At 66.5% G+C, this 4,407-nt stretch carries 5 protein-coding genes and 1 pseudogene; 1 reads left to right on the top strand and 5 read right to left on the bottom strand.

Features of this window, described 5'->3' with window-relative positions:
* Positions 1 to 370: 370 nt before the first annotated feature.
* Positions 371 to 715 carry a rhodanese-like domain-containing protein gene (locus tag K2R93_20970; protein ID MBY0492323.1) on the bottom strand — a complete coding sequence of 115 codons (345 nt, stop codon included), beginning with the start codon at positions 713 to 715 and terminating at the stop codon, positions 371 to 373.
* Between the two features lie 109 nt (positions 716 to 824).
* Here K2R93_20970 and K2R93_20965 point away from each other — a divergent pair, with 109 nt between their 5' ends.
* Positions 825 to 1,304, top strand: a complete 480-nt coding sequence (locus tag K2R93_20965) for a MarR family transcriptional regulator (GenBank protein ID MBY0492322.1) — start codon at positions 825 to 827, stop codon at positions 1,302 to 1,304.
* A 23-nt stretch (positions 1,305 to 1,327) separates the two neighbouring features.
* On the opposite strand, the gene nudC is transcribed toward K2R93_20965, so the two are convergent.
* The 4 genes and pseudogenes from nudC to K2R93_20945 all read right to left on the bottom strand — a co-directional run bounded on the left by nudC (position 1,328) and on the right by K2R93_20945 (position 4,320).
* Positions 1,328 to 2,149 carry an NAD(+) diphosphatase gene (gene nudC / locus K2R93_20960; protein MBY0492321.1) on the bottom strand — a complete coding sequence of 274 codons (822 nt, stop codon included), beginning with the start codon at positions 2,147 to 2,149 and terminating at the stop codon, positions 1,328 to 1,330.
* Positions 2,149 to 3,555 carry a dihydrolipoyl dehydrogenase gene (lpdA, locus tag K2R93_20955; protein ID MBY0492320.1) on the bottom strand — a complete coding sequence of 469 codons (1,407 nt, stop codon included), beginning with the start codon at positions 3,553 to 3,555 and terminating at the stop codon, positions 2,149 to 2,151. Before lpdA ends, nudC begins: the two co-directional genes overlap by 1 nt.
* A gap of 42 nt (positions 3,556 to 3,597) precedes the next feature.
* A pseudogene (locus K2R93_20950) lies at positions 3,598 to 3,918 on the bottom strand (biotin/lipoyl-binding protein).
* Positions 3,919 to 3,957: 39 nt separating this feature from the next.
* Positions 3,958 to 4,320: a hypothetical protein gene (locus K2R93_20945; protein MBY0492319.1), complete on the bottom strand. Its 363-nt coding sequence runs from the start codon at positions 4,318 to 4,320 to the stop codon at positions 3,958 to 3,960.
* Between the last annotated feature and the right edge of the window lie 87 nt (positions 4,321 to 4,407).

The raw sequence follows: 4,407 nt of genomic DNA, 5'->3' as shown, positions 1-4,407 counted from the left end.
TGGCCGCGACGAGCGCGGTGGTGCAGCGCTGGAGCACTTTCATGGAAGACTTGCCTCTGGGAATATGCACGGTCGGTCGACGGCCGGCCCGCCGACAGACCGTGGATTATGGGGCAAGCGATTAGTTCAACGAGCGGTCATTGAACCGCTCGATTTGCTGCCCGCCCGCGTTGGCGGCCCGACGGTTCATTGATGAACTCCTTGGGTTGCAAAAGCGTGAACCACGAAGGACACGAAGAGCACGAAGGCCCACGAAGGAGTTTTCCGCTCTTCCATCGACTCTTCTTCTGCTTTTCCTTCTGCCTTTCCTTCGTGCTCTTCGTGTCCTTCGTGGTTCAAGAGGTTGACGATCGCGCGCGAGACTCCGCGACTACGCACCCACGGGCACGGAGACATCGAAAGGCAGCCCCGCCGCCTCCCAGTCCTGCTTGCCGCCCGCGTACACGCGCACGTTCTCGTAGCCGAGCTGCGTCAGGCGCCGCGCGGCGATGTGCGAGTTCTGGCAGGTGGCGCTGGCGCAGTAGACGACGACCGGTGCGGACCTGGACGGAATGAGTCCGGCAGCCAGGGCGTCCACCTGGTCGTGCGGCATGTGCAGCGCGCCCGGCAGGTGCTTCTGTGCGTAGTACTTCTCGGGCAGCGCTTCGAGCACGACCGGCGGGGTCGGCGACTGCAGGCTGGCGGCGAGCGCTTCGCGGCTGATGGTCTGGTTCATGGCGTTTCCTTTCAGTAGGTTGATATCGCAATCATTGCGATTGCAACGACATGTTCCTTGAAATTGGTTGATATTGCAACTAACATTTCGGTCGCGAAGGAGATCGACCATGGGGAAGGCATTCGAAACGCCGGCGGGCTCGGTGTGGCCGCTGTTCCTGACGGCCCACGCGGTGCTGGTGGAACGCATCGAGGCGCGGCTGGCGAGCGCGGGCCTGCCCCCGCTCGCGTGGTACGACGTGCTGTGGGCGCTGGAGCGGGCCCCCGAGCGGCGGCTGCGCATGAGCGAGCTGGCGGACCACGTCGTGCTCTCGCGCAGCAACCTGACGCGGCTGGTGGACCGCCTCGAGGAAGCGGGCCTGGTCGCGCGGGAGCGCTCGGAGGAAGATCGTCGCGGCGCCTACGCGGTGATCACGCCCGCGGGACGGGAACAGCGCCGGAAGATGTGGCCGACCTACGAGGCCGGCATCCGTGAGGTCTTCGATGCGCACGTCGGCGACGTTGAGGCGCGACACATGTCGGCTGCGCTGCAGCGGATGCTTGGTGCTGCCCGCGGACTACCGCGACCGAATGCTCCCGGGAAACGCTAGGGCCGGTGCGGCTTTGAGAGGCCCTACGTTGCCCAGACGCTGTCGATCAGCCGCCGCGCAATGCTGAGGCGCCCGGGCAGCACGGGCGGCGGACGCTCGCGGGTGAACCAGGCGGCCGCCTCGATCTCGCCTTCCTGGGGCACGATGTCGCCGCGCACCCAGTCGCAGTGGAAGGCGACCATGAGCGAATGCGGAAACGGCCACGGCTGGCTGGAGAAATAACGCAGGTTCGTCACCTCCACGCCCACCTCTTCCTTCACTTCGCGCACCAGGCATTGCTCCAGGCTCTCGCCCGGTTCGACGAAGCCGGCGAGCGCGCTGAACATGCCCGGCGCGAAGTGCGGTGAGCGTGCCAGCAACAGTTCGTCGCCGCGATGGACCAGCGCCATGGCCACCGGTGCCAGACGCGGATAGTGCACTTGTCCGCATTTGGGGCAGGCGCGCGAGCGTTCGGCCAGCTTGCGTTCAGTGGGTGTGCCGCAGCGACCGCAGAACTGGTGCGAGCGGTCCCAATCCATGATCTGGATCGCACGCCCGGCGAGCGCGAAGGTGTCGTCGTCGATCGCGCCGAACAGGCTGCGCAATCCGGCCCAGGTCATGTCGGCGGGCGGTTCCACCGACTCCTCGCATTCGGCGGAGTAGACGTGCGCGTCGCCGACGACGCCGAGGAACTGCGAACGTACCGGCGCCAGCCCGAGCTGGTCGAGATTCTCGATGAACGGTACGTGGGCGCGGCCTTCGGCCTTGCGGACCAGCAGGCTGGCGCCGCGAAAGACGAACCACCAGGCCTCGCCCCGCTGCGCCTGCGGTGGCACCAGCAGCGGGATGAATATCTCGCCGGGCATCAGCGCTTGGGCATGTAGAGATCGGTGATGCTGCCCTCGGCGATCTCGGCGGCGAAGAACACCGTTTCCGACAACGTGGGGTGCGGGTGGATGGTGAGGCCGATGTCCTCGGCGTCCGCGCCCATCTCGAGCGCCAGGACGGTCTCGGCGATCAATTCGCCGGCATTCGGGCCGACCATGGCGGCCCCGAGCAGGCGACGCGTATTCTTCTCGAAGAGCAGCTTGGTCATGCCCTCGTCGCGGCCGGTCGCGAGCGCTCGGCCGCTGGCGGCCCACGGGAAAGTCGCCTTCTCGTACTCGACACCCTGGGCCTTCGCCTGGGTTTCGGTGAGCCCCATCCACGCCACTTCCGGATCGGTGTAGGCCACCGACGGAATCGTGCGTGCATCGAAGGCAACCTTGTGGCCGGCGATGACTTCGGCAGCGAGCTTGCCTTCGTGGGTGGCCTTGTGGGCGAGCATCGGTTCGCCGCACACGTCGCCGATGGCGTAGATGTGGGGTACGTTGGTGCGCTGCTGCTGGTCCGCCGGGATGAAGCCGCGGTCGTTCACCGTCACGCCCGCCCGTTCGGCGCCGATATCGCGGCCGTTCGGCCGGCGGCCCACCGCCATCAGCACGCGATCGTAGATCTGCGGTGCCGGCGCACCTTCGCCTTCGAAGGTCGCTTCCAGTCCGGCCTTGGTGGCGGCGAGCTTCGCGACCTTGGTCTTGAGCAGGATCGCTTCGTACTTCTTCTCGATCACCTTGGCGAGCGGCTTCACGACGTCGCGATCGGCGCCGGGGATCAGTCCGTCGGCGAGTTCCACCACCGTGACCTTCGAGCCGAGCGCGTGGTACACGCAGGCCATCTCGAGACCGATGATGCCGCCGCCGATCACCAGCAGGCGCTTCGGGATTTCCTGCAGTTCGAGCGCGCCGGTGGAGTCCATGAGCCGCACGTCGTCGTAGGGAAAACCCGGAATGCGCGCCACCGACGAGCCGGCCGCGATGATGCAGTGGTCGAAGGACACGGTCTTGCGCCCGCCGTCAGCTGTTGCGACTTCGATCATGTTCGCCGACGTGAACTTGCCCAAGCCCGTCACCACCTCGACCTTGCGCTGCTTGGCGAGGCCGCCCAGGCCCTTGGTGAGCCGCGTGACGATGCTGTTCTTCCAGCCGCGCAGTTGCTCGATGTCGATCGCGGGTTTCGCGAACTTCACGCCGAAGTGCGACATCTCGTCGGCTTCGGATACCACTCGCGCCGCGTGCAGCAAGGCCTTCGAGGGAATGCAGCCGACGTTGAGGCACACGCCTCCGAGGCTCGTGTAGCGCTCGATGAGCACCACCTTCTTCCCGAGGTCCGCTGCCCGGAACGCGGCGGTGTAGCCGCCCGGACCGGAGCCCAGCACGACCACTTCGGCATGCATGTCGCCCTTCACTACGGACGAAGGCGTTGCCGCGGCCGGTTGGGGTGCGGCCGCGGGTGCCGTCGCGGCCGCTGTCGCCGCGGCAGGCTGCGCAGCGGCAGGTGCGGTGGTCACGGCGGGACCGGAGGTCTCCAGCATCAGGATCAAGGTGCCTTGCGACACCTTGTCGCCCACCTTGACCTTCAATTCCTTCACCACGCCGGCCGTGGGGGCCGGCACCTCCATGGTCGCCTTGTCGGACTCGAGCGTGATGAGCGAATCTTCCGCCGCGACGGTATCGCCGGGCTTCACCAGCAGTTCGATGATGGGAACATCCTTGAAGTCGCCGATGTCGGGCACGCGGACTTCGATCACGTTAGGCAAGAGAACACTCCCGGGTTGTGGTTCGTTTTCATCGCATTTTCATCGCATCCACGCGACGATCACAGCGATCACGGCCAGGACCAGCGCGGCGCCGGCAATCCAGGTCAGCGTGCGCATGCGCGCTGAGATCGCGTTGAAGCTGTCGGCGAGCGCCTTCGACTGCGCGTCCACGGTGGCCGCGTGGGATTCGGCGTAACTGCGCAGGCGCTCGACGTTCGATTTAACCACCTCGATCTCGAACTTGAGCTGCTCCGCGCCCGGTACCGGCGTCGAAGTGGTCGGGGGGACCGGATCGTTGTTGGCCGGGGCCTTGCGGATATCGCGCACGAACTCCGGCACGCGCGACGCCGCCTTGGCGATTTCGCCCCATGGTGCATGCTTGAGAACCCCCCACCAGGCCATGGGGTCAGGCGCGGATCTGACCGTCGCCGAGGACGATGTACTTGAGAGAGGTCAGGCCGTCCAGACCCACGGGGCCGCGGGCATGCA

Source organism: Gemmatimonadaceae bacterium (assembly GCA_019752115.1).
Taxonomy (GTDB): domain Bacteria; phylum Gemmatimonadota; class Gemmatimonadetes; order Gemmatimonadales; family Gemmatimonadaceae; genus Gemmatimonas.
Note: the sequence above shows the minus strand (reverse complement) of the source record. Positions and strands in the feature narration are given on the sequence as shown.